Here is a 22,631-nt window from a genome sequence, read left to right as displayed (position 1 = left end):
CTCTTCACCAACCCTAATCACAAACACTATTTCCCACCAGCTATGGCTCCACCTATCAATCCTCCAATGCCTGCGAGAACGGCTGTGAACACGAGGAGAATAATGAAGGCAAACCCCACGACCCACCCTATTAAGGCTCCCAGTACTCCCGCCAGCAACCCGCCGAGAACTGTTAGAATAATGGTGAGCAATATTCCCCCGAATAATCCCCCTATGAAGCCTGTTAGGAAGCCTCCACCAGCCCCTTTCTTAGCGACGATCCCCCCAGCTATTCCAGCTAGAATCGGCCCTATCACAGGTATCCATCCAATCACTATTAACAACAGGAATGTTACGAGTATTCCTCCAGCATACCCCATCTTTCCCCCTCATATGAATATTCTGCTAAAACCAGTGATAAGCTTGACTTGTAAGGGTTCAAGCCTTTAAAATAATGGAGATTGTCGTTGTGGAAACGCCTGGCGTGTTTCTATGTAACCCATCCTAAGATTCAACAGTATTGCCGAATTAAGCCTATTCACCGCGTATAGCGGTGCTCCCTTGCTTTTAACCTGTTCCCGCCGGATTTCTGACAGGGGGAGAAAATGAGTGACGGGTCGATTAAGGTTGAAGCATTAATGGGTTCGCTTCAGAAAATACATGAAGTATCGCTGATAGCGTTCATCTCAATCGGCATGGTTGTAACCGGGTTTGCCTTAACCATTCTGGCACCACCCTTGTTAAGCGCGTTGGAGACCGGTGCTTTCTCCATAAGGCTAAGCTTCTTTAAAGCCTCGCTAGATAGGCATGTTGACGTAGCGATTATGGGTGTATTCCTGCTCGTGGCAGGGCTCACCATATTCATGCAGGTGGTTGACGAAAGCCTGCAAGATAGTCTTAGCAAGCTTGCCGAGTTAATCCCGGAGTTCGTTACAAGCGTCAAGCTTGTTCAATACATGAAGCTGGGGATTACTATATCGGCCATAGGACTGGTCGCAATGGTGATAGGTGCTTTCAACTATTTCCTAACAGGGCTAATGCTTGCTTTCACCGGAATAGCTTTAGCACTTTCATGCACGGTGGGTCCTGGTGACTCAGACTACTGTAAATCAGTACCATTCCAGATGAGATTGTTGATCGGTGGCCTGCTGATCCTGCTTGGGATCGCATCTTTCACGACAGCGCGGGTTTTCCCACCCACCGTGTTAACCATGGTCACCGGGGTGTTGTTAACCATGCTCTCAAGCATCGGCTTCTCAATACTTCTCGCAGGTTTAGACAAGGCGTTCGAGTCTCCAACGCTGTGGGTTGCCAGCCTCATGTCGCTCACCGTAGCTCTAATCCCCTTATCCTTCCTGATGCTGTACTTGGAGCTGCCTGAAATCGTTGCGAAGATAGATAGAAGCTATCGCGGATAACACACCATCCCTACTCTTTTCTTAAACCAGGAACCAAGGAAAAGTGTTGATGGAAAAAATCAATGCTTTCTAGTTATTGCAAAGTAGAGTAGGGTTGCAACAACCACTCCTATATACCAGCTCAGGCTTGTCGGAAACGGTACGCCTCCTACGATGGTTATATCGCCCATCACGTAGCTGATGGCGTATATGATGATTATAGACATCACGTATGTTAGGATAGCGGCCTTGTTGTACCCGTCTCCATACCAGTAGCCCTCGGGACCATTCATGTATAGTTTCCGCAAATCATAGTTCCCCCTAACCAAGTAGTAGTCTGCTATCATGATTCCTGCTATGGGCCCCAGGATCAGCCCGTAATTGCTAGTGAATGCTGAAACATAGTTGATGATGTCTGGGCCCTTCTCAACAGCCCACCATGGGGCGAGCAGGAAGCCTATGAAGCCCGCTATCACGACCGCGCTACGCCACTTCATTTTGAAGCATGATGTTAGAATGTTCACTAGTGCTGGAATGTTTGCCGTGATATCAGTGCTGAATGGAGCTAGGGACGCGAAGACCTGTCCAAGGACTATCGCTATAACCCCTGGCGCAGTGTAAAGTATTATCTCCTGTGGTGTTGAATACCCGGTGTACATAGTCAAGTAGTAACCCAGTATCGATGCTACCACAGCCGTTAACACAATCCCCGTTAACGGGCCAATAATCAACGCCCTTAAACCTCTCTTGTCAGCGTAAAGCCCTCTGGAAAGATCGGATATGTTAAGGCTCATAGTAGCCCAGAAGTTTGTTTGAATAGCCAGGTATAGTGCGAAGCTTCGGGGGAACAAGCCTGCCCCACCACCCCCGGTCTCAGGGATTTGCTGAGTCGACAGCTGCAGGGTCAGCCATATGAAGTAAACCAGGAGCAACGGCCCGGTCACGTTAACCACTCTGGCAATCATCCCAAGACCCTTAGCCGTCACGATCGTTGCGAAAGCAACGTATAATGCTACAACGAAGACAACGTAGCGGAACGCTGCCGAAGCTATTGCAACAGGATCCCTCCCAGCATATCCGAGAATGTACAGGGCAACCATCAGTATTGCTAGCGAGCCACTGTATGCTTCAATACCGTACCACCCAGCCCCGACAATCCCCCTGAGAACCACCGGTATTTTAGAGCCCTTAAAACCCCAGCTAGGCCTCAGCTGCACAGGGTAAGGTATGCCATACTTAACCCCTGGAAGACCGTTGAGAAACAATATCACCGTTGTCGCAAGATTCCCCAGCAATGCTCCGAGAGCAACCTCGGTAACGCTGAGCCCTAGTTGAAGCCCTATGGATCCGAGGAAGAACAGTGGGATACAGACGTTCATGCTGAACATCATCCAGGTGAATGTTCCAATACCGTAGAGCCTCTTATCTGAAGGTATTGGTAGAAGAGATTCGTTTTCCACATAGCCAACCGGTTTTACATCCTCGGGCATGAGCCCACGCCTACTAATGCTGGGATAAGCTATTTAAATATTTCGCCGCACGCTGTTCGCAGGACTCGTGCCAGATTAAGCTTTTTTGAAAGAAAACTTATAGTACACTTGGTGCTACCGGTGGCGGTGGAGAGTGCTGAAAAGAGGGCTTCCAATCACAGAACAATAGTTGTACTTGGCGTGGTTGTATTGCTATTAGCCGCTGGCTGGGCTCTATACTCAACTATTCTACCCACAACACTGGTGCAAACTACTAAGGGAAGCGTGTGTGACTTGTTCAGGGAGAAGCATCTCTCAACGATCACGAGCTTCAGCCCTGAGCTACGTGAGCATGCTATCAGCATTCTCGAAAACTATAGCAACCCTAACATAGTCTTAGAGAATACAAGCTACTACATACCGGGTGGGAGAGCGCTTACAATCTCTTTTTACGCAACCTCCGGTGCAACCATCAAAACTAACATCATTGCAACAATATATAACGTACTTATTGAAATATACGGTCCAGGAGGTAGCCTTATTTACTCACAATTGACAAACAACTCCTCATACTCTTTCAACGCGTCTGCGACAGGAACATACGTTTTAAGAGTAACTAACAAGCTCCTCCGCACGGGTGTGCAGGTTTCAATCCTGCTTCAAGCAATAGTTCCGGTCGACATAAATGACCCGGTTTTCAAAATAATGGCTATCGGACACTGGGTAGGCGTCAACGTTAAATACGTTAGCGATCCAAACGGTCTCGAGTATGTAGCATCTCCTCTAGAAACACTGAGGATCGGGGCTGGAGACTGCGATGACTTCGCAGTGCTTATTGCCTCTCTTTACGAGTCTATCGGCTTAGACGCCGTAATAGGTCTCGTGGACACTAACGGTGACGGGGCGGTTGATCATGCGGCAGCACTAGTCTTCGTCAACCAGGACCCCGACAACCTGCTGAAAGCCGTGCAAAAGTATGATTTAGTCTTCAACACGAGGACTTCAAGAATAAGCTACTTCTCCGGTTTGAAGAATGCACAGACGGGTATATGGTTGTTAATCGATCCTCTTATGGCCGGCGTTAGGGATGCTCCCTGGGACGTTAGCCACGAGCCATACATTCTAGAATGCTATGTTGACGCTCATCTTAAAAAGTAAGGTAGTTTTCAGCATGTTTTCACTGCTTACCACTGGCACAGATGGTTTTCTCTACGGCTTCTAAAACCTTGTCCACAGCCACGCCGTTTAGTTTCAGGGTGATGTGGTCGGAGCGCCCTCCTCCCTTAGCCCCCAGGCTTCTCAAAGCCTCAGCGGTCTTCAACAGGTTGACTCTTTTCTCAGCCGCCTCTCCAGGGTCTAGCGCGATCTCAACCATATCTCCCGTGAAAACTACTGCCAGGGTCTTATGCTTCAGTGAAAGGTCTTCCAGGACTGTTTTAACGAGTTTTTCATCCCTGACCGGTATCTCTACCATCGTGGTTTCAACACCGCAGACAACTCTCTTAGTGTTTAAAGCGTTTGAAACGAGGGCGTCAGCCAATACTCTTCTATAGGTGGCGACAGCTTCCTCGAGCTCGCTCAAGCTCTCCCTCAGCTTGCCGGCTGCTAGGACTAGATCCTTATGAGTGGAGCCCATTGCCTCAAGCGCTTTCTCCTTCTCCTCCTCCATGCTCCTTGCTAGTTCAACAAGCCTTGTCCCAGCAACATACTCGAGCCTGATCACGCCGTCCTGGATTCTCTCAGCGTTAATTATTTTAACACCCCCTATTTCGGAAGTGTTCCACAGGTGTGTGCCGAAGCATGCCTGCGCATCCCATCCAGGTATTTCAACGATTCTTAGAACAGGGGAGTAGACAGCTCCTCCCTGATATATCTTTAGCCCGTACTTGGACTCGGCTTCGAACTTGCCCATGTAGTGGAATCTAAGCTGGATCCTGCTGTCAATAATCTTGTTAGCCAGCTCCTCTATCTCAGCAACCTCCTTCCTCGTCAACGGCTTGTGATGAGTTATGTCAAGCCTGCCCTTCTCAACGGTTTTCTCAGCACCAGCCTGCCATACGTGATCTCCGAGAACCCTTCTCGCAGCTGCGAGAACAACGTGTGTTGCCGTGTGATGTCGCATGAGCCTGTATCTTCTAAACCAGTCTATCCTAACCTCTACCTCATCGCTAGCTCTGAACCCTGGTTTCTCGAAGAGCTCGTGCACTATTACGCCGCCTATCTTGCCAACGTATTTCACAGGGTAGGCTTTACCGTTGAAGACTAACTCTCCTGTGTCGTGATCCTGCCCGCCAGCCCACGGGTACATTATGGTCTGGTCTAGGATGACATAGTTCTCCAGAACCCCGAGCACCCTGGCCTTAATGCTTGTTACATATGGATCCTGGTGGAAAACCCTCACAGTCTCCGGGAAGCCTTCCGCCCATTTAGCAAGCTCCTCAGGGAACTCGTGCTCCTTCTCCTTCACCAACGGTGCGGCGGAGTGCCTCTGCGCAATCTTCGAGTAGAAGTCTCCGGGAACGCTTACCTCAACGCCCTTCTCACGGGCTCTTTCAACAACAAACTCCGGCGGGATCCCGTGGGAGTCGTAAATCTCTATTAAATCCTCCTCTCCGAGAGCCTTCTTCCTCTTCAAATGCTTGTCAACTATTTCAATACCCCTGTAGACAGAGTCGACGAACTTGTTTGCCTCTAAGCCGACCACGTCTAAGATGTAATCCCTGTGCTTCTCGAACTTGCCGTAGATGTAGTCGTTCCTCCAGTACTTTATCTGCCTGTCAACAAGCTCTTGAGCAATGTCTGCAAGCCTGTTAGACTCAACACCCAGTTTCACAAGGTTTCTGAAAAGCCTTCTTAAAACCAAGCGGGCCAGGTATCCCTCGCCGCTGTTCGATGGCACAATGCCGTCGGAGAGCATTAAGCTTATTGTTCTAACGTGGTCGAGGCTCCCGTACAGATATATTATTTTGGAGAACGAGGCGAGGTGCTCGCTAAAACCATGCTCCTCGAGAGCTCTAACATACTCTGCCACACTGTTCAGCTCTTTATCGCTTAAAAGGTAAACAGCCTTTTTCAAAACCTCGTGAGGAGGCTCCTCAACCCCTAACACATCCTTGTACTCGTCCACCAACCTCCCGTATATTGCGTGGAAGCCTGTTGGAGACTTCTGGGTAAACCATGTTATCCTCTCAATACCGTATCCGCAGTCCACGACTAGGACAGGGTTTTCAACATACTTACCGTCAACGGTCTTATACATCATGTGGACGAGAGTGGCTAGCTCCATCCCGTCGACGAGAACCTCCGGGGCCGGCCCGGCGTTACCGCCTCCCTCCCACCACCCCTCCTTGAAAACAAGGTCTTCTAGATCGATCCCGATCTCCTTGTTGAAGAACTCTATAGTATTGTCAATTATGCCCTCTACCCAGTAAATCATCCTGCCGGGCTTGTTGAAAGCATGCATCCCGCCCATTTCAAAACTTGTTAAATGCCTCCCGAAGGTTAAGCCAACATTGTCAATATCGCTTAGCCTTATCGAAGGCTGTATTATTACGAGCGGGTTGTGCGGCGGGTCCACAATACCCTCTGTCACAGCGGGCTGGAAGACTATTATTGAGGCGATGTTAAGGTATAGGTCGTTCCTCCACCTGGCTAGAACCGGGTAGGGATCCACCACCCCATGCCCCTTGGAGACCAGGAAGTTTATAAACTTCTCCCTAACCTCTTGAAGGCTCAGGGGCTTAACCCTCTTATAGTCCTTGTAGAGAAACTCATACTTACTGCATGGGCGGTCGGGGCAGGTATCCCTTGGCACAACGCTCCATATCACGCCTTCCTCGCACTTCTTGCAAACATACTTCTCGTAGCCGTATTTTCGAAGATAGTCAAAACTTATTTCTCCAGGCATTGAAACACCTCAATACTTGGTTATACTATGTGTTAGAATAATTTAAATCGATTCTGAAACCAGGAATGATTTGTTTAAATAGGGGAGTTTAATGATGGAAAACTCCTTACTGTTTCCAATACGCTGAAAAACCGTTGCTTTACCCGAACAGTGCGCTTAAGCCTTCTGCAAGAGTCTCCTCGCTAACGCCTTCCTCCTTCTTCTCCTCTTCCTCAGCAGGCTTCTCCTCCTTCGGAGGAGCCTGCGCGGGAGCCGCCTGAACAGGGGCCGCTGCAACCGGCGCTGCTAAGGCCTGCTCCAGCACTTTCGCAATATCGATGTTTTTGAGAGCCGCTACTAGGGATTTAACCCTGACTTCGTCGACGGCGACCCCGGCTGCTTCTAAAACCTTCTTAATGTTTTCCTCGCTTAATTCTTTCCCAGCCTTATAGAGTAATAGTGACGCATATATGTACTCGATGGCTCACCACCTCTTCCCACATTAAACATGTATCACATCTTAAATAGATGATGAGGTGTTTTAAAACTATCTCTTCCCTTATCCGAACAGTGCGCTTAAGCCTTCTGCAAGAGTCTCCTCGCTAACGCCTTCCTCCTTCTTCTTCTCCTCTTCCTCGGCAGGCTTCTCCTCCTTCTTCGGCTTAGCCTCCTGCACCTGTTGCTGGGCAACCCTAACCTCTATCCCAAGCTCCGGCGCGAGCCTTGAGACCTCGTAAGCCAGTGCCTGGGCCTTGGATTCGGCAGCTTTTAACACTAGTTCAACGGTTTCAGGCGTGACATACCCTGCTTCAACAGCCAGGGCTGTTGCCTGTCTAACAGCCTTGGACAGCACTAGCGGTAGCACCTCAGGCTCCGGTAGCGCTAGCTCAACAGCTATCTTCAAAGCATCCAAGCCAGCTGCCTTAACCAACTCAACATACTGGTCAATGTTCAGGATAAGGCTTTCACCAGGTATCAATACGCCGTCATACGCTGCCTTAAGCCTCAGCCTTATCTCCTTCAACGCTAGACCGAGCTTCTGCAGAATGCTCGACAGCTCCGGCGAAACCACATCCCCTGGCTTCGCGACAACAGTATCCTTGGCAACATGTATTACGTTAGCCTGCACCTTGGTCTGAATCTTCAACTTGCCGAAAACACTAAGCATTGGGCCTGGGGGGATTCCAGTGTTGCCTTCAGGAATTACGATCTCCTTGTCTGTCTTCTCCCCGGGCTTGTAGTAATCCATGGTTACAATGTTGTGTATTTTCAACGCCACGTCGAACGGGTTCTCGTTCGTGAAGAACACTATGTTCTGCCCTGTCAAGACATCCTTGAAAGCCTCGGGGTCTATGCCCACCTTCTCAAGCGCTATTGCGAAAAGCTTCGGCTTAACAACTCTGACCTCCGCGATCTTTGCAAGCTTCTTCCTCAGCCTCTGGACATGGCTGGCTGGAACGCCTGTTAGATCGCCAATGATGAAAGCCCTGTGAGTTTTCAACAACCCTACAAGCTCCTCTAACTGCTCCGTCTTCCACCTGGGGTATGTTCTAGCTACTGCTGACATATCCACCACCTACAGAACCTCCACTGCTGGACCCATCGTGGTCTTAAACAATATCCTGTCAACATTGCCCATTCCGGCGGGGAGCTTAGATTCTAGGAGCGATAATACGCTGGATGCGTTGGCTGTTAAATCCTCAACGCTCATGTCCTCAGTACCTATTGCAACGGATAACTGCGGCTGCTCCTTAGTCCTAACCACCACGGAGTTCTCATATCTTTTTATAAGTGTTGAAATATCCGCAGAGGGAGGCATTGGGACAGGGGGTTTTCCGCGCGGACCAAGAGCCGGTCCCAGGATGCGTCCAACCTGCGCCATCAGGTCAGTCCTGACTAAAACCCAGTCGCACGTGCTCGCTATTTTCTTAGCCTGCTTCTTACCTATGGACTGGAGCTCGCTTGATGAAATCACCATGAATGCTCCAGCAGACTTCGCCTTCTCAGCGAGCTCGCCATCAGCTACGACGCAGATCTTCTGCCTCTTCCCCCTCCCCTTCGGGAGCGTAACAGTCTCCCTGAGCTTCCCAGCCTGGCTCTTGGGATCTATATCTCTTAAAACAACCACCATTTCAACAGTCTGTTTAAACCTTCTCCCCTTACCCATTTCCAAGGCCTTGGACAAGGCTGCTTTAAGCTTCTCGGTGTCAACCGGCATTAGGCACCGCCCTCCCACTCACTCTCATACTTCTTAAACAATTCATCGTAAGCACCCTCATCTATCAGCCTCTGAACCTCGCGAGGGTCTTTACCCTCGACGGTAATGCCTATGGATCGCGCTGAGCCGAGAATAGTTTTCACGGCAGCCTTCAAAGTTTTAGCGCTGAGCTGCTCCTTCTTGGCGATGGCGATTTTTATGGCTTGCTCCAGAGTTATGTTGCCTATTCTCTGGTGGCCCGGGTCACCGGTTGGCTGCTTAGCCCCTGCCTCCTTTAAAAGCAGCGCGGTCGTGGTTGGAATGCCTACTTTAACCTCGAACTTCTTCGTGTCCACGTCTATGGTTATTTCAACAGGTACTGTTAAACCCTCGAAATCCTTGGTCGCATCGTTTATAGCTTTGACTACTTCGGGAATGTTGACTTTGTAAGGGGACAGCGTTGGCCCCAGGGGCGGTCCAGGAGTAGCCCTGCCGCCCTCAACCATTACCTTGATGGTTTTCTTAGCCATTCCTACTCACCCTTCTTAACCTGCTTCACGTAATCACTCGGAATAGATATCGGGATCGCGAAAGCTGCTTCTAAAATATTCACTGTAAGCATGTTTTTATTTCTATCTATGCCTGTAACCTGGGCTTTCATCCCTCTGAAAGGCCCCCTGATAATCTCGACAACGTCGCCTACAGATATGGATTCGACCACGGGCTTAGGCATGATCAGCTTCTCCAGCTCCTCGAGCGATACTTTAACAGGCCTTGAAGCCTTGACATACTTCACTTCCGATGAAAGCCTGTAAAGGGATGCAAGCTTTTCTACCTCGAAGAACACGTAACCCCTGACGTTCGGGGGTATGACAATGCTTGCAATCCCCGGGTCCTCGCCCTTGGCTAGAAGCTCCTCCGCCCTGCGCGCGATAACTAATGCTACGTCCAGCTCGCGCCCCATCGTAGTCCTCACAGCAAATATCTTACCAGTGCCTGCTGCTTCCTCTGCCCCGCTCAAAACTCTTCACCCGGCTGGAGGGGGGAATAGGAAAGTGTAGAATAAAATCCTTATCACAAAGGATATGCCCCCCACTAGGGCCAGCCCTAGGAGGCTGAGCTTCAAGGACGTCATGTAGTCATCCCTGCTCGGCTTAGTCGCCAGCAAGAGTATCTTCCTCCAAGCCTCAACCAGTTCCCTCAGGTTCATTACTCATCAACTCTCTAATCCGGCAAAATCTTGTTGACGTATTCATAAACGTTAAACGGCTTTAAATCTTTATAGCCCTGCCCAACCCCTGCGTAGATCACTGGCTTCCCAAGTATGTACGCAATACTAAGCGGTACCCCGCCCTGCTCGTAAGCATCAACCTTTGTGACAACGACCCCGTCAACCCCTACTGCGTCGTTGAAAAACCTGGCTTGCTCTATCGCGTCGTTACCGGTTAAAGCATCCACCACGAGTATTTTGAAATGGGGTTTAACAATCCTCACAACTTTCTTCAACTCGTTAACCAGATCCACGTCAACATGCATTCTCCCAGCAGTATCTATCAACAGTGCGTCAAAGCCCCTGCTGGATGCGAACTGTATGGCGTCGTAAGCCACGGAGGCTGGGTCAGAACCGTACTTGCCTGTGAAAACAGGGATTCCTGTTCTCTCACTATGTATCTTCAGCTGCTCCTGCGCTCCAGCACGGAAAGTGTCCGCAGCAACCATTAACGGCTTAAAACCGTTCTCCCTTAAGAGCACGGCTACTTTAGCAATAGTGGTTGTCTTACCCACTCCGTTAACGCCTAGGAATACGAGTTTGCAGGGCTTGTTAGCCCTTGCGACATCGAGGAGGTTGACACTACCCGCTTTCTCGAAAACCTCTATTAAAATGTTCTTAAGGACGCGCTGAAGATCCTCCCTGCTCTTAACCAAGCCCTCATCCACTGCTTTTAAAAGCCTGGCTGAAATCTCTTCTGCAACCTCGTAGGCCACATCGCTCGCAACTAGCTCGAGCTTTAACTCATCAATAAGGGATTCAAGCTTCTCTCGCGAGAAAATTATCGACGAGGCTGAGTCAATAAACTTTCTAAAAGCTTCTTTAATCTTCTTGAACAAAAGCTAGCCACCAGTGGCTTGGCCTCCCGAGTCCTCGGGTTTCTGAGCCTCGGCATACATCTGGTTTAGAATACCCTGGATAGCAGAGTACTCGTCAAGCGCTGCCCTATACCTTTTTTGAAGCTCGTCGAGCAACCTGTTAACGCTGGCAATCCTTTTCTCTATCACTTCAACAGCCTTATCCCTACTAGTTTTCAAGTAGTAGCCAAACCCTATGTTAACCAGGACGCTCCCTGTCCATCCCTCCCTGATAATCCCCGGCACCAGGACGCTTGACAGCCTGTCAACGACTACGAAGCCTTCTCCTCCCGCTTCGGGAAGGCTTTTCAAAGTCTCTGATGCTAGCTGAAGCTCCCTATACTGTGTCACGTAGTTGTTGATAGTGTTGGATAAAACAGTTATATACTCCCTGAGCTCTGAGGCTCTTGCCAGGAGCTCCTCCAGCGTTATCGTCTTCTCGCCTTCCGCCTGCTCACCGCTCATGGCTTAACAATCCTCGTCGCTCTAGCCAACTCCCTCACAACCACGTCGATGGATTCCTCAGGATTTATCTCAGTGATGCTCTCGATTCTTATATGGTATCTTTTAAGCTTGTGCTTGCTACCCATCAAGCTGTATATCTCCTCGAGCGCGTCGCTCTCGTTAACGGCTCTCACATCTTTCGTAAAAACCTGCCAAGTAGGGAGCCTGTCATGGCTGATAAGCATGTATCCTTTAACCCGGTATGTTTTAACCGTGCTCACTCCAGCTCACCTCCCAAACCCCTCTTAATCCTGAGTATTTCGGGGCCAGTTGTGTTGCCCCCGACCACTATTCCCTTATTATTAGCTAATACCCCGCTCCTTATATATGGTACTCCTGCGTTAACCGTGGCCTTCTCAGCCTTAATCTTTAAAACATCTAATAGGGTTTTAAAATCATCTTCAACGAAGCCTGGGTGGACGGCGCCGCCGAGATCGTTTACCACGCCGAGGCTGCCAGGTATTGACAGCTTCATTAAATCCTTCTCAACCACTTCGACGCCGAGAACGTCCGAGACTTTTTTCTGAGCCTCTCTCTCGAGCAGGGGGCTTGTTATACACCCCTTATTATTGCATAGGAGTAGGTTGCCAAGCGCTGTGTGCCTCGACCTCACTACTTCAACGCTGAGCTCGTGCTCCCTAGCCTTCTCCTTGATCAAGCTGAGCTCTTCTTCGAAAACAATGTGCGGGAGAATTATCCCGTTGTCGTTACCGTTAATGAAGACCCCGTTTAAAATTGTGCCGGCTATCCTCGCCTCTACAATATCGACTTTAAGGGTTTCGGAGATTGCTGCTAAGTCGTCACGCCCGATTCCAGGGGGTAGGATGATGATCTTGTTATTGGTGAACCCGTATACTCCAATGTTTGAGTTTCCGAAAAAACTCATCCTGATGATATCCATGTTCACACCTGGGCTTTAAGGGTTAGCCGGATGGTTTCGGCGTGGCAGTTTTTCTAGCCAAAAAAACTTTGGCAACCTTATTCTCCTTGTCAAGCCTTACCTCAACCACGACCTTCCTAGGAGGCTTCTCCCTGCTTCTAGACCATATGTAGTCGTTCACCGCTGGGTCGACAATAATCTTCTCCGCCTCCTTGAAATGCCTGGCCACGTACTTCTTAACCAGCCTCACCGCGCGGTCAGCCCTGTTAGCCCTCCTGCCATAGTAGACTTTTCTCAAAGGAATTACGTGAACGGCTTTAACAACCTGACCCTGCTCGCTCATGGTGCCTCACCTAAATATTCTTAAGCTTACTCCTCCTCCAATTCCTAAGCCTGAAACCTCTTCTAACACTCATCCTGGTTTTAACAGTGACCCATATTGGAATAGGCTTATTACTCTTATCAGCCGCGGCAAGCCTTAGCTTGCGAGCCAGGTGTTTGAAGCGAGCCATAAACACCACCTACTTCCTCTTAAACGTTATGCGTGTTTCCCTCCGGGAATGCTCATATAATTCTGATAAAATCTTCTTTAAAAACTCATCAGTAACGGGAACAGGTATACGCCCGGCCTGGGCCAGGGCTATTATTTGTTGCTCAAGGGCTTCAGCCAGCTCAGGCTTGACAAGCCTGATATTGTTGAGTCTTTCACGAGCCTCAGGAGTTAGCAGCTTCCGCATCACAGCCTCTATCTGAGCCCTACGGGCCTGCTCTTCCTCCATCCGCTTTTTAAGCTCCATCATCTTCCGTTGCCTAATAGCCTCCAACTCCTCGTCGCTGTACCCGTAATCCTCCATGATTCCACCGCTGAACCTAGCCTAGTATCCTAGCCCGTGCAGACTCCGGCAGGTACTTCGCCAGCTCAGGGTTCCTCCTAGCCTCCTCAACCATGACGTCGTACGCAAGCCTGTCCAGCAAGGCCTTGCCCTGTGGAGTAAGCACCCTTCCCCGCCGAGTCCTCCTCACCAGCCCGGCGGCTTCAAGCTGTTGAAGAATCTTCCTAATAGCGTTGCCAGGTGCCTCAACGCTTCTCTCAGGCCTCACGCCCCTGTTCTTCCTCCCACCATACTCCCTCCTAAACTCCGTCAACCCGGTGGGAGCAGAGTTCTTGTAAAGCTTTCTCAATATGCTGGCAGCCCTAATATACCACCAGTTTGGATCCACCGGTGGCTTCTCCTTGTGAGACCCTGTTTTCACAAACATGGCCCATGAAGGCGGCTTAACCTCTGGAATATTCTCCCTAATGTAGTCAGCCAGCCTCTCCAACAGCTTCTCAGCCGGTGCTTCCAAAGCATTAACCATTGCATCCACACCTGTAAATCTCTGTTATTTGATTAATCCTTTTTAATATTAATACCCGGGACTTCAACGATCCTTCTTCACAATTATAAAGGTATATCCCTTAACCTCTCTGAGAACTCCTCCAACAGCTCTCGCAACCTCCTCCGCGAACTCCTCCCGGTTGAAACCTGGTTCAGCCCTAGCAGACTTTAAAACCTTAACCTTAACAACACCCTGCTTCTCCAGCCTCCTCCTAACCTCCTCGAGAAGGGATTCCGTCACACCCTTCTTCCCAATTCTAATGTCAACCTTACCTCTCCTACGCTCCTTCAACCTCTCCCTGAAGTCTTCACCACGTACCTCCTCATCCATCCACATGCAAGGCATGATACAACAACCCTCGATACTGACCCATCACTCCTAACCCTAACCCGGGATGTAACCCCGGGGATCAAGGGTATCTTACAGCTTCTACAATAACCCCTCCTAATATATCTTGGAGGCTTAACCCTTGCCTTAGCCGAAATCTTCAGCATTATCTCAACATACCTTCTAGCGAGCGCGTAATCCCCCTTTCTCGCCTGCTCCACCGCGAGCTTGTATAGAAGCACTATTCTTTCACGAGCAATCTCTCTTAAAACATTCACCCTGGACCTGGGCAATAGTTAGCAATCCCCTCGAAGAGTTCATTATCAAAACTATTTTTGAGCTAATGCTTAAATATTGTTTACAAGGTCGTTGCGATGGGGAAGCTGAAGATAGCAATTCTTGAAGCTGGCGTAGAGCTCGTTCCAAAGGAGATTTCAAACCATCCTTCAGTAGTTAAGAACGCGGCCAGAAGGGGGAAGCCCCCAACACACACTCTTCTAGACGTGAGCATACACTACTCCGCCATGCTGAGAATCCGCGACAGGTTTAAGAGAGGGAGGCCTGACATAGTACACGTCACCCTTCTAGAAGCATTGGAAAGCCCCTTGAACAAGAAGGGCCTTCTCGAAATATACGTGCACACGTACGATGGTAAGGCAATATTCATACATCCCTCTACAAGAATACCTAGAAACTATAACAGGTTCACAGGCCTGATGGAGCAGCTACTTGTCGAGGGGAAGGTTCCACCAGGGTCTCCTGAACCACTACTTCAAGCCAAGAGCATGAGGCTCCCTGACCTGGTGAGAGCCGCGGGGGCAAGAGGACTCCTACTTCTCAGAGAGGAGTGCGAGAGGGAGAGTGTTAGAAGCGTGGTGGTGAAAGCCTTAAATAACGCCCTCCTCATAGGAGTCGGCGGTTTCCCGCACGGGGATTTCAGCCAGGAGACTCTCGAAGCAGCCGACTACTGCTACTCCATATACGAGGAGTCTCTGATGACGTGGGTGGTAGCATCAAGGCTGATATCAACGGCTGAGTTGCTAGCGAACATCCTATAATAATATGTGATTCATGTGATCATTATTTATTTATCTGTTTAAAAAACTGATCAATGTTTAATAAAAAGAAAAAAACTTTTAAACCACCACACTAAGAGATAATTCAGAGTTGTGGACGCATGCAGGTTGGTTTGAGCGAGAACCTCGTGAAAGATCCTTTGGAGGAGTACATAGCCTGGAATAGTCTTGAGGTTAACGAGAACGCTAACAGGTATTTAGGACCGGGGAGCTTCTTCGCATGGCTCCTTGAGGAGAAGATCAAGTACGAGTCAATCCAGCTTCTCCCCAGGCATATTGCGAGGGCACACATGGATGGTTTAATATACATTCACAAGCTCCCTCACAGCGTCTACATCCCCTACTGCACAGGGCACAGCATAAGCAGGCTTTTGAGAAAAGGGCTTAGAACACCCACGGTGGTTTCCAGACCTGCCAGGCACCTTGACACTCTCGTAGACCATATTGCAAACTACTTGATAACAGCCCAGCACTACTTCACCGGGGCACAGGCTTTCTCAAGCGTTGAATGGTATTCAGGACCCTTCATCAGGAGGGATGGATTAGGCTTCAAGGATGTTAAACAGCAGATTCAGAGGCTACTGTTCAACCTTAACTACCCTACCAGGATAGGGCTTCAAACACCCTTCACCAACTTCACAATAACCATGGATGCTCCGAAAAAGATGATGGAGGAAGATAGGGCTGTTTACGGCGGGGAGGACGCAGGGGTTTTAGGCGAGTATGAGGAGGAGGCGAAGCTGTTTCTCAAAGCACTCTCACACGTCCTGCTTGAAGGAGACTCTGTTGGACAACCATTCACATTCCCCATCCCAACCCTCATGGCAACCGCATCATGGATATGGGAGGACCCTGAGCTACACGAGCTAATATTCAAAGTAGCGGCGAAGAGAGGGAGCTTCTACTGGCTCAACACGAGAATGGTTGACCCAGACGCCAGCTTCGCCCTGTGCTGTCGTCTAGCAATAGATAAGAACGAGCTGAAACACGTTTTCAACAATGGCTCAAAGTTCTCTCTTAAAAGAGACCTCGGGGTTGCCAGGGAGGATTACTGGAGCAGGATTGAGAGGCAGAGGTTTGGCGGGCTCTGGGCTATGCCTGATGTAACCGGCTCGGTCAACGTTGTGGATATCAACCTGCCGAGGCTTGCCCTTGAGGCTCGTGGCGAGGAGTCAAGGTTCTGGGAGCTCTACGAGGAGAGGCTTAAGCTGGTTAAGGAAGCCGTTGAATGGTTTAGGAACAGGTATGTCTCTATTTTGAAGCAGGCTCCAGGATTCTACGGGTTGATAGCAGAGTATATGGAGGAGTTTCCCTCAAGCCACTTCAACACTGTCGGCATCATAGGGCTTCCCGAGGCATCGGCAATACTCATGGGTGAGCCTAAGCTATGGCTTGACGGGAATAGGAAGGACTGGTTGAGAGCGGCCGAGCTCATGAGGAGGATGGTTGAGTTCGCTACTGACAGGGCTAGGGGTTGGATGAGGGAGACAGGTGTCCCATGGAATGTGGAGGAAGTGCCTGGAGAGTCAGCCGCACCCAAGCTGGCTCTCAAAGACATGAAGCTCTACCCTGAGCTAGCCGAGTACCTCCCAGCCGAACCCCTCTACAGCACCAGCGTCGCCCCCTACTACACCGACTCCATGACCATTCCCGACAGGATTGAGGTTGAGGCAAGGGTTCAGAAATACTTCACAGGAGGAGTAATGATGCATCTCTTCCTGGGAGAGGAAGCGGATCCCGAAGCTCTTGCCAAGCTGGCTAAGAGGATTGTGGAAACCGATATTGTCTACTGGAGCTTCACCCCCGCTATAACACACTGCAACGACTGCGGGGCAACAGTAACAGGGCTTTACAGGGCTTGCCCCAAGTGCGGTAGCGGTAATGTCGACGTGTGGAGCAGGATAATAGGCTACTACAGACCCCTCAGGAACTGGAACCCGTACAGGAGGAAGGAGTTCTGGCAGAGAAAACACTATGGGCTTTAACTCTTCTTTTTCACTCTTCAACTTCACCAAGCTATTCTAGATGAACGCTAATGACCTCGCTCATATACTCCTCAGGCTGGAAGAACGTCTCCTTGATAGACGTGTACAATTCCGTATCGTTCACCCTTTGGCTCTGTGGTTGCAACTTGAAATGCCCCTTCTGCCACAACTGGAGGCTTGCAGAAAACGACCCAGGGGTTTGCAGATGGGTTAGTATTGACGAGGTTGTTGAAAGCCTGTCAGCATCGCTAATGTTCATAGACTACTTGCACGTAACGGGCGGGGAGCCCTTACTGCAGTGGCGGCCCCTGTCCAAGCTCTTCCAGGAGGCGGGGGATTCTCTCGGAGTTAAGAGAAGCTTGAACACAAATATGACTTTGAAAGAGCCTTTTAATAGGCTCCTGGAGGCAGGCCTCGTAGACCATGTTGCAACCGATTTAAAGCTACCGTACCGTGAGCTGTACGGTCTCCCAGCAGATGTATCGGATAGGCTTTGGGAGAACTATCTGGAAAACCTGAAGCTAGTGTCAGAGCACGACATACCCTTGGAGCTCAGGATCCCGGTTTCCAGGCTTCTTAAGCCTGAGGTTTTAGAGGAGTCTTTAACCATTATTGGGAAGCACCTTCACAAACTCAGCAACCTCGTCATTATCATCCAGCCTCTGATGGGTCCCCCTGTCACAACCCCTAGGAGTGTTGAATGGTGTGTTAAAAACTGCGCAATAGACGGTGACTTCCTCTCCTTGCTAAATGATGTGTTGAGGAAACATGGTTTTACAAAGATTGCTGTGAGGGAGGAGCCGGCTTAACAGGTTTTTCACGATGCTTTAAAACAAGCACCAACCCTACAATCACGAGGATTACGCCGGCGAGCGCCCTAAGCCTCTCATCAACCCATACATAGCCCCACCATCGGGCTAAATCCTTTACGAGATCACCCATCACGCTAGTGATGATTAAGCCTCCAACCACTAGTAGAATAATCCCTGCCACTAGAAGAGGCTTCTCGTCTACAGTGCGCTCTAAACGAAGTGGTTGGCTCGGTGCAGGAGGTTGCTGAGGACCAGGCTCCTCCGGGATTATTAAGCATGCTACAAGGTAGAGGATCAATCCGGGAGCAGGAGCCAATACGGTTACGGCAACCCATAGAAGCCTCACGATAGTGGGGTCTACCCTGAAGTATGAAGCCAAGCCGCCGCAAACCCCGCATAAGATTTTATCGCTCCTGGACCTGTAGATTTTCCTTATCTCGCTCATGGTATCACACAACTTTACTCATAAATAGCATATTAATTATGGTTATTATAAGTAGGTGTGCGTCAAGAAGCCTTAAAGGGTTGTGGAATGAGCAGTATCCCCGGGGAAAACCAGTATAGGCATCTCCCGCAGGCTAGGCTTGTGGCTTGGCTTGACCAGGCTGACTCCATTATTGCATCCGCTGCTAAGCTGACAATATCCCCTAAGGACTTCACGGAAATACTTGAAAGCCTCAGCAACGAGAGGAAGGATTCATGGATACGTGAGCTTGTCTCAAGGGGTCATGGGAGCCCTTTGGAGCACAGTGTTTACGTGTTTGAAATCGTCTGTAGCAGGGCGTGTAGTCATCAGCTGGTTAGGCATAGGCATGCAAGCTATTCTCAGCTGTCGCAGAGATATAGCGATAGGTTTTTGAGAAGGCTTGTTGAGAAGGCTTCAGCCCTTGTCAACTCCCCGGTTCCAGAAGGCTTTGCTGAAGCCGCCGGGGTGCTGGAGGAGGCTGGGGGAAGCCTGAGTGATTTCAACACCCTGCTGGATCTTGTCAGCGAGGCATACGTGATCCCTCCAACCATGGTTAAGGCTGGCGAGACCTGGTTCTTCAAGCATCTTTTAAAGGCAACAGCCGCATACTACAAGGCTCTCGCATCGCAAACACCCTACGAGGATGCCAGATACCTGCTCCCCCAGGCTGTGAAAACCCGTGTACTAGTCTCAATGAACGCTAGGGAGCTCCTGGAGGTTTTCCTCCCCCTGAGAATGTGCTCCCGTGCTCAATGGGAGATTAGAATGATAGCCTGGGAGCTGAGGAATCAGCTGGTTAAAACACACCCTGCAATCTTCTCCTACGCAGGACCACGCTGCGTGCTAATGGAGAACAGGGTGAGAAACAACCCATGCAGCCTCAACGATTACTTAGAGGGCAAGTGCTCGTTCACCATTCAGAGATGCCCCGAGCTTGTCCCAAACGATAAAATCCCCTCCTGCTTGAAAAACGCTGTCAACAACCCCTCTCCCTGAAACCTTTCTCAGGCTACCTATATTCCTGGCTGATTGAAAAATCGGCCACTCCAGCATTAAATCTTGATATAAAATTTTAAATAATCGTGCGTAAAATTTACATATCGGTGGAGGTAATGCGCACCCTCCACGCGGTAATAATAGCCGTTCTCGTAACCGCTATAATTGTTGGCGGAATACTATACTACTTCCTATCAACGGCTCCCAAGCCGAAGGCTAACCTGTTGGAAATATATCACTGGTGGACATCCGGCGGCGAGAAAGCCGCCATAGACGCCCTCGTAGCAGTATTCCAGGAGAAATATCCCGACGTGGGCGTTATTCAAAGCCCCGTTGCTGGAGGAGCTGGATACGTGTTGAAAGCAGTAATGAAGTCAATGGTGGCGGCGGGGGAGGCCCCAGACTCGTTCCAAATCCACGCAGGATATGAGATGAAACCATATATCGATGGAGGCTACCTTGAACCAATAGACCACCTATGGGCTCAGCAGGGATGGGAGGAAGTCTTCCCCGCCGTAGTGAAGGACATGGTTAAGTGGGGCGGGCATTACTATGCCGTCCCATTGAACATTCACAGGGCCAACGTCCTATGGTACAATAAGAAAATCCTGGAACAGCACAATATCGACCCCGCATCCCTGGAGACCTGGGACGGCTTCTTCGAGGCTTGTGAAAAACTCAGAAGGGAGGGTATCACATACCCTATCGCGATGGGCGGTATTGGTAAATGGGAAATAGCGCACGCGCTCGAGCAGATACTGATAAGTCAAGGAGTTGACTTCTACCAGGACTTGATAAACGGCAAGCTCTCAGACCCTAACGATCCAAGGCTCGTCAACGCGTTCAACATCTTCAAGAGATACATGGATTACGTGAACCCTGACTATGCAACCCTCACCTGGGATCAGGCTGTTGCTAAAGTGATTAGGGGTGAATCCGTCTTCACAATCATGGGAGACTGGGCTAATGGAGAGTTCCTCGTAGCTAACAAGACGTTCAACGTGGATTATGGTGCAATACCTGTGCCAGGAACGAAGGGGGTCTACGTGTTAGTTGTCGACTGCTTCCAGAAACCCAAGGGTGCTAGGCACCCTGAGAACTCTGAGAAGTGGCTAATAGTGGTTGGGTCAAAGGAGGGCCAGGATGCGTTCAACCCGATTAAGGGTTCAATACCAGCTAGGCTCGACGCTGACATTAACAAGTACGGCCCCTATCAGAGATCGGCTATCCAGGACTTCAAAAACGCCCAGTACATGGCTCCCAGCATAGTCCACGGTAGCGGAGCGCCTGAAAAGTTCGCGAGCGCCTTTAACGACGTGGCAAGCGCTTTCGCGTCGAACAGGAATGTTCAGGAAGCATGTAATGGCATAATAAACGCTATACAGGCCGCGAAAAACGAGTATGTTAAAGAATGGAAGCTCATTCCATAAAGTTTTTTTTAAACCCTCCATAATCAACTATAAGATAGGGGAGATCGGGTGGAGAAAGGCTCCCTTTTCCTCGTAATTTTTCTCGCTTTCACGATCACAATAGCATACTTCTTCATCTACGGGCTTATAGGGTGGAACACTTTCTTATCGCTTTCAGAATCCACTGGTTTAACCATGGAGTTCAGGTTTTCAGGTCTCGAACAATACTACAAAGCCCTTGAAGACCCTGTTTTCTGGGTTTCACTTAGAAACAACATAGTTTTGATAACGGTTTTCATCCCCATAAGCGTGGGTGTTGGACTGCTGGTGGCAATCCTGCTCGACATTGTGGGCGGGAGGTTCGAGAGTTTCTACAGGAGTCTATACCTGCTCCCGTTCTCACTATCCTTCGTAGTCACAGCATCAATGTGGGCTTGGATGTACAACTACTCATACGGAGTAATCAACACCCTTCTGGGACAGCGTGTTAACTGGCTAGGGGATCCCGAGATCGCTTTATACAGCGTGATAATAGCGTTAACCTGGCAGTTCTCGGGGTATGCGTCACTAGTCATGCTGGCTGGGATTAAGTCGATACCGGAATCCCAGCTCCACGCTGCGAGAATAGATGGGGCTTCCCCGCTACAAATATACACCAAGATTGTTCTACCCCAGATAAAGCCATGGATTCTCTCAATCTTCGTTGTTCTAATGGTTTTCTCGCTTAAGGCTTTCGACTTCATATTCGTGCTCACCAATGGAGGCCCGGGTGTTTCAACATATGTTCTCGCACTATTAATGTATAGGAGAGCGTTCTTTGAAACAGACTTCCAGTACGGTGCTGCACTAGCCAGTATCCTCTACTTAATGGTTATGGCCATTGTTATCCCGTACATGATAGTCTCCTTGAGGAGGGGGCAGAAGTGAGGTTTCCAGGCAGGATTGTGATTTACGCGATCCTTACATTGTTCGCGCTGTTCTACCTACTCCCGTTCTGGACGGTTTTCACAACCGCGTTGAAGAACGATATTGAAGTTAGAACATCCATCCCTATCGCCCCTCCATCCCAGCCCACAATAGATCCCTTGGGGAGAGCTTTAAACGCTATTTCACAAGGGCTTCTCAACAGCTTGATTTTCACAAGCGTAGCCACCGTGCTCTCAACCATGATAGGCTCCGTTAACGGTTTCGCCCTGACGAGAATTAGGTTCAAGTACTCGGATCTTGTCTTCTTCCTGCTGACTCTTGGAATATTCATACCCTACCACGCAGTTATTATTCCATTAATAATTGTTACCAGGAACCTGGGATTGTTCAACTCCATACTGGGTATGTCAATTGTTCACACGATCTACGGCATCCCGATATGTACTCTCTTCTTTAGAAACTTCTACGGTGAAATACCGGAGAGCATTATCAACGCTGCGAGAATTGACGGCGCAGGCTTGCTGAGAATATACTTTAACATAGCACTACCCGTCTCATGGCCTGCTTTCGTTGTAACAGGTGTTTTCCAGTTCACAAGCATATGGAACGACCTATTGTTCGGCTTAATACTCACAAGAGGCGTGAATCAGCCTGCTAGCGTCGTGTTGGCAAACCTCCTCGGCACGACCTCGGCTGAGTGGAATGTTCAAATGGCTGGAACCCTTATCTACGCCCTACCCGTGATTATTGTGTACGTAGTTTTAGGAAAATACTTGATTAGAGGGTATCTCTCAGGGGCGGTGAAGGGGTGAGA

The 22,631-nt window shown here is 49.6% G+C and carries 29 protein-coding genes; 9 read left to right on the top strand and 20 right to left on the bottom strand.

The annotated features are described in order from the left end of the window. Positions 1 to 26 precede the first annotated feature (26 nt). Complete coding sequence (locus tag IMZ38_RS02475; protein WP_193436604.1) at positions 27 to 359, bottom strand: hypothetical protein; 333 nt, start codon at positions 357 to 359, stop codon at positions 27 to 29. Between the two features lie 225 nt (positions 360 to 584). Here IMZ38_RS02475 and IMZ38_RS02470 point away from each other — a divergent pair, with 225 nt between their 5' ends. Further along, the gene (locus tag IMZ38_RS02470) at positions 585 to 1,397 is read left to right on the top strand and encodes a hypothetical protein (RefSeq protein WP_193436603.1); all 813 of its coding nucleotides are present in this window, start codon (positions 585 to 587) and stop codon (positions 1,395 to 1,397) included. Positions 1,398 to 1,456: 59 nt separating this feature from the next. Here IMZ38_RS02470 and IMZ38_RS02465 read toward each other — a convergent pair whose 3' ends face one another. Then, positions 1,457 to 2,866 (bottom strand): cytosine permease, encoded by a 1,410-nt coding sequence (locus IMZ38_RS02465; RefSeq protein ID WP_193436602.1) that lies wholly within the window; start codon positions 2,864 to 2,866, stop codon positions 1,457 to 1,459. Positions 2,867 to 2,986: 120 nt separating this feature from the next. Here IMZ38_RS02465 and IMZ38_RS02460 point away from each other — a divergent pair, with 120 nt between their 5' ends. Next, positions 2,987 to 4,003, top strand: coding sequence for a transglutaminase-like domain-containing protein (locus tag IMZ38_RS02460; protein WP_193436601.1), 1,017 nt, complete (start codon positions 2,987 to 2,989; stop codon positions 4,001 to 4,003). A 19-nt stretch (positions 4,004 to 4,022) separates the two neighbouring features. On the opposite strand, the gene alaS is transcribed toward IMZ38_RS02460, so the two are convergent. The 17 genes from alaS to IMZ38_RS02375 all read right to left on the bottom strand — a co-directional run bounded on the left by alaS (position 4,023) and on the right by IMZ38_RS02375 (position 14,439). Continuing rightward, positions 4,023 to 6,752: an alanine--tRNA ligase gene (gene alaS / locus IMZ38_RS02455; protein WP_193436600.1), complete on the bottom strand. Its 2,730-nt coding sequence runs from the start codon at positions 6,750 to 6,752 to the stop codon at positions 4,023 to 4,025. A 139-nt stretch (positions 6,753 to 6,891) separates the two neighbouring features. After that, positions 6,892 to 7,212, bottom strand: coding sequence for a 50S ribosomal protein P1 (rpl12p, locus tag IMZ38_RS02450; protein ID WP_193436884.1), 321 nt, complete (start codon positions 7,210 to 7,212; stop codon positions 6,892 to 6,894). 78 nt (positions 7,213 to 7,290) lie between these two features. After that, on the bottom strand, positions 7,291 to 8,298 hold the full coding sequence (locus IMZ38_RS02445; protein ID WP_193436883.1) for a 50S ribosomal protein L10: 1,008 nt from the start codon (positions 8,296 to 8,298) through the stop codon (positions 7,291 to 7,293). A 9-nt stretch (positions 8,299 to 8,307) separates the two neighbouring features. Next, a complete protein-coding gene (locus IMZ38_RS02440; RefSeq protein ID WP_193436599.1) occupies positions 8,308 to 8,949 on the bottom strand; it encodes a 50S ribosomal protein L1 in 642 nt (213 codons plus the stop codon). Beyond that, entirely contained in the window at positions 8,949 to 9,458 is a 510-nt protein-coding gene (locus tag IMZ38_RS02435; protein ID WP_193436598.1) for a 50S ribosomal protein L11, read from the bottom strand. Before IMZ38_RS02435 ends, IMZ38_RS02440 begins: the two co-directional genes overlap by 1 nt. A gap of 2 nt (positions 9,459 to 9,460) precedes the next feature. Then, on the bottom strand, positions 9,461 to 9,949 hold the full coding sequence (locus IMZ38_RS02430) for a transcription elongation factor Spt5 (protein WP_193436597.1): 489 nt from the start codon (positions 9,947 to 9,949) through the stop codon (positions 9,461 to 9,463). Between the two features lie 6 nt (positions 9,950 to 9,955). Continuing rightward, a complete protein-coding gene (locus IMZ38_RS02425) occupies positions 9,956 to 10,138 on the bottom strand; it encodes a SecE/sec61-gamma family protein translocase subunit (protein ID WP_193436596.1) in 183 nt (60 codons plus the stop codon). A 14-nt stretch (positions 10,139 to 10,152) separates the two neighbouring features. Then, entirely contained in the window at positions 10,153 to 11,037 is an 885-nt protein-coding gene (gene ftsY / locus IMZ38_RS02420) for a signal recognition particle-docking protein FtsY (RefSeq protein WP_193436595.1), read from the bottom strand. Positions 11,038 to 11,040: 3 nt separating this feature from the next. Beyond that, positions 11,041 to 11,520 carry a prefoldin domain-containing protein gene (locus IMZ38_RS02415; protein ID WP_193436594.1) on the bottom strand — a complete coding sequence of 160 codons (480 nt, stop codon included), beginning with the start codon at positions 11,518 to 11,520 and terminating at the stop codon, positions 11,041 to 11,043. Continuing rightward, positions 11,517 to 11,780: a 50S ribosomal protein L18Ae gene (rpl18a, locus tag IMZ38_RS02410; protein WP_193436593.1), complete on the bottom strand. Its 264-nt coding sequence runs from the start codon at positions 11,778 to 11,780 to the stop codon at positions 11,517 to 11,519. Before rpl18a ends, IMZ38_RS02415 begins: the two co-directional genes overlap by 4 nt. Further along, a complete protein-coding gene (locus IMZ38_RS02405; RefSeq protein WP_193436592.1) occupies positions 11,777 to 12,460 on the bottom strand; it encodes a translation initiation factor IF-6 in 684 nt (227 codons plus the stop codon). Before IMZ38_RS02405 ends, rpl18a begins: the two co-directional genes overlap by 4 nt. A 22-nt stretch (positions 12,461 to 12,482) precedes the next feature. Continuing rightward, a complete protein-coding gene (locus IMZ38_RS02400) occupies positions 12,483 to 12,782 on the bottom strand; it encodes a 50S ribosomal protein L31e (RefSeq protein WP_193436591.1) in 300 nt (99 codons plus the stop codon). Positions 12,783 to 12,792: 10 nt separating this feature from the next. Next, positions 12,793 to 12,951, bottom strand: a complete 159-nt coding sequence (locus tag IMZ38_RS02395; RefSeq protein ID WP_193436590.1) for a 50S ribosomal protein L39e — start codon at positions 12,949 to 12,951, stop codon at positions 12,793 to 12,795. 9 nt (positions 12,952 to 12,960) lie between these two features. After that, complete coding sequence (locus IMZ38_RS02390; protein ID WP_013129795.1) at positions 12,961 to 13,293, bottom strand: DNA-binding protein; 333 nt, start codon at positions 13,291 to 13,293, stop codon at positions 12,961 to 12,963. A gap of 16 nt (positions 13,294 to 13,309) precedes the next feature. Next, on the bottom strand, positions 13,310 to 13,798 hold the full coding sequence (locus tag IMZ38_RS02385; protein ID WP_193436589.1) for a 30S ribosomal protein S19e: 489 nt from the start codon (positions 13,796 to 13,798) through the stop codon (positions 13,310 to 13,312). Positions 13,799 to 13,861: 63 nt separating this feature from the next. Further along, positions 13,862 to 14,149: a YhbY family RNA-binding protein gene (locus tag IMZ38_RS02380; RefSeq protein WP_193436588.1), complete on the bottom strand. Its 288-nt coding sequence runs from the start codon at positions 14,147 to 14,149 to the stop codon at positions 13,862 to 13,864. Then, positions 14,107 to 14,439 carry a ribonuclease P protein component 4 gene (locus IMZ38_RS02375; RefSeq protein WP_193436587.1) on the bottom strand — a complete coding sequence of 111 codons (333 nt, stop codon included), beginning with the start codon at positions 14,437 to 14,439 and terminating at the stop codon, positions 14,107 to 14,109. The genes IMZ38_RS02380 and IMZ38_RS02375 overlap by 43 nt, the downstream gene beginning before the upstream one ends. A gap of 81 nt (positions 14,440 to 14,520) precedes the next feature. Between IMZ38_RS02375 and IMZ38_RS02370 the strand changes: the two genes are divergently transcribed. From IMZ38_RS02370 to IMZ38_RS02360, 3 genes are all read left to right on the top strand, one after another. After that, positions 14,521 to 15,204 (top strand): 16S rRNA methyltransferase, encoded by a 684-nt coding sequence (locus IMZ38_RS02370; protein ID WP_193436586.1) that lies wholly within the window; start codon positions 14,521 to 14,523, stop codon positions 15,202 to 15,204. Between the two features lie 119 nt (positions 15,205 to 15,323). Further along, positions 15,324 to 17,207, top strand: a complete 1,884-nt coding sequence (locus IMZ38_RS02365) for an anaerobic ribonucleoside triphosphate reductase (RefSeq protein ID WP_193436585.1) — start codon at positions 15,324 to 15,326, stop codon at positions 17,205 to 17,207. Between the two features lie 50 nt (positions 17,208 to 17,257). Next, positions 17,258 to 18,016 carry an anaerobic ribonucleoside-triphosphate reductase activating protein gene (locus IMZ38_RS02360; protein WP_193436584.1) on the top strand — a complete coding sequence of 253 codons (759 nt, stop codon included), beginning with the start codon at positions 17,258 to 17,260 and terminating at the stop codon, positions 18,014 to 18,016. Here IMZ38_RS02360 and IMZ38_RS02355 read toward each other — a convergent pair. Continuing rightward, the gene (locus tag IMZ38_RS02355) at positions 17,982 to 18,464 is read right to left on the bottom strand and encodes a PspC domain-containing protein (RefSeq protein ID WP_193436583.1); all 483 of its coding nucleotides are present in this window, start codon (positions 18,462 to 18,464) and stop codon (positions 17,982 to 17,984) included. The genes IMZ38_RS02360 and IMZ38_RS02355 overlap by 35 nt on opposite strands. Positions 18,465 to 18,551: 87 nt before the next feature. On the opposite strand from IMZ38_RS02355, the gene thyX reads away from it, so the two are divergent. The 4 genes from thyX (at position 18,552) to IMZ38_RS02335 (ending at position 22,629) form a co-directional block, all read left to right on the top strand. Continuing rightward, on the top strand, positions 18,552 to 19,481 hold the full coding sequence (gene thyX, locus IMZ38_RS02350) for an FAD-dependent thymidylate synthase (protein WP_193436582.1): 930 nt from the start codon (positions 18,552 to 18,554) through the stop codon (positions 19,479 to 19,481). 116 nt (positions 19,482 to 19,597) lie between these two features. After that, entirely contained in the window at positions 19,598 to 20,911 is a 1,314-nt protein-coding gene (locus IMZ38_RS02345) for an ABC transporter substrate-binding protein (protein WP_227410945.1), read from the top strand. A 48-nt stretch (positions 20,912 to 20,959) separates the two neighbouring features. After that, entirely contained in the window at positions 20,960 to 21,817 is an 858-nt protein-coding gene (locus IMZ38_RS02340) for a carbohydrate ABC transporter permease (RefSeq protein WP_193436580.1), read from the top strand. Then, positions 21,814 to 22,629: a carbohydrate ABC transporter permease gene (locus tag IMZ38_RS02335; RefSeq protein WP_193436579.1), complete on the top strand. Its 816-nt coding sequence runs from the start codon at positions 21,814 to 21,816 to the stop codon at positions 22,627 to 22,629. The genes IMZ38_RS02340 and IMZ38_RS02335 overlap by 4 nt, the downstream gene beginning before the upstream one ends. Positions 22,630 to 22,631 lie beyond the last annotated feature (2 nt).

It is taken from the genome of Thermosphaera aggregans, from assembly GCF_014962245.1.
Lineage (GTDB): Archaea > Thermoproteota > Thermoprotei_A > Sulfolobales > Desulfurococcaceae > Thermosphaera > Thermosphaera chiliense.
This window is presented reverse-complemented; position numbering and strand designations above follow the sequence as displayed.